Annotated in this window: 1 protein-coding gene; it reads right to left on the reverse strand. The window is 37.7% G+C overall.

Going from position 1 to position 1,991, the window contains the following annotated elements; translation table 11 throughout:
- Positions 1 to 170 precede the first annotated feature (170 nt).
- Positions 171 to 1,991, reverse strand: a 1,821-nt coding sequence (locus J4P91_RS28575) for a serine hydrolase domain-containing protein (RefSeq protein ID WP_207996784.1), incomplete at its 5' end; no start/stop codon positions are given.

Raw genomic sequence — 1,991 nt, forward strand, 5'->3', positions numbered from 1 at the left:
CCTAATAGGTTCCTTTTTTTAATACAAAAATTTCAAATGTATAGAGTTATGCTTCGAATCGTTTCCGTTTTCATAAAGATCTTATAAAGTTAAATTTCTTGTTTTATTTTAGCTTGATGCTGATAAGATACTAGCATCCCTTTTTTTATTATTCAAATTAGAATAAATATCTACTGTCGTTTAATAGGCAATGCATAATAGCCAAAAGCTAAATCCAGCAAGGCACTTGCTTCTTGGCGCAGTAACACATCTTTCGGACGGAACATAAAGGATCCGTCAGCATTGATGGAAGTATCAGGGTCTAGAATTCCTTGGGAGGCAAGTGCTTGAATAGATTGGACTGCCCAATCATCTGCGGCATCAAGTAATTTAACTTTACTAGCTTTATCAGTTTGAATCATTTTCAGGTCTTGAATTTGCTTTACGTTTTGAATCATGGTTGCTGCGACCTGTCGGGTAATCGGAGTAGCACGGTTATACTCTGGAATTCCATTCATCATTTTTTCTCTTGCCTCCTTGGATTCGTCTGGAAAACCGTTCCATCCGTGAGCAAGTAACAGCGTATCCGCAAATTCTCCTTGTGTCATGGTGTCCATCGGATTAAATAGATTATCTGTTTTAGCACTCATAATATTTAGAGCATGAAGACTATCAATGTGACTTCTATATTTACTCTTTGATGGCACGTCATCAAAAGGTGGTTTGTTGTTAATTCTCTGAGCATCTGCTACAAAATCATAGCTTTTAGGAGAGTTGTAGTGAAAATATGCGATTTCTCCAGCCGAATTCTTTTTGAAAGCGACTTTATTGCCTTCTGAATCTTCAAATAACAACGGATGAATCATTTTGAGAACTTGTTTTCCCGTTTTACCACCCTCCATGACCAAATTCCCATTTTCATAAGTAAAATGAGTGCGAATTGCAGCAAAACGCGTATTTTGGAATAAACCCAAGTATTTATGAGCCTCTTTTTCCTCTAACGGAAGATAGCTTGTTTTTACATCATTCTTCTTAGCAGGGAAATAGTGATCCATGAGAGCTTCATATATGTCTATACTCATCATTGAATCATTATTATAAGACATGAAGAATGCTGTTTTTTGTTCAGGCACTAAAATCAGCAGTGATTGATGTCCAGGCATACTTCCACCTTTCATTACAACGTGTTGACCGTTAGCAAATTCATTAAAAGGCGTTTCAAATCCAATTGTCGCAACAGGGATTGTCTTATCATCAAAAACTTGATAGGCATGCATCATATCTATGCTTTTTTTACTTACAATTTCTTTGTCTTTAAACGTTCCTTTCTGTAGTTGCATAATCATGTATTTTGACATGTCTTCCGCAGTAGATAAAATGCCTCCTTGTGGTGTATCCCTTAAACCGCTCCCACTTGTTGGAATCGGATCACCAGTGGGACCATAATGTGTAGCCATTCTTTCGAGAAGGTCAGGCGTAAAGCTCATACTCGTAGATTTCATATCTAATGGTTTGAAAATATTTTTTTCCATATATTTTGAGAAAGGGGTGTTAGTAGCATTCTCTACTGCAAACCCTGCGAGCGCAAATGAGACGTTGTCATACGTATAAGCTTCACCTGGTGGCCGTACCACCGTTGGCATATGTTTAGAGAAAAATTCTTTCATTGGTATACTATTATGAACGTATTCGGGTCCAGTTATATTTGTGAGGTCCGGAAAATCTACCCCGCTAGTATAAGTGAGCATATCAAACAGGGTAAGAGGTTTCCCTGTTTGATTAGGTATTTGTAATCCACCTAGATATTTTTGTACGTCTTGATCTAGTTTAAGCTTTCCTTTATCGACTTGCTGCATCACAGCCAAAGCAGTAAAAGTTTTCGAGACGGAAGCGATTTGAAAGACCGTGTCCTTAGTGACGGGGATTTTCTTTTCTTTATCGGCATATCCATATCCTTTATTGACAACGACCTTTCCATCATGAACGACGACAAAACTAGAACCGTTCACATT

The sequence above is a fragment of the Bacillus sp. XF8 genome (genome assembly GCF_017498755.1).
GTDB lineage: Bacteria > Bacillota > Bacilli > Bacillales > Bacillaceae_G > Bacillus_A > Bacillus_A bingmayongensis.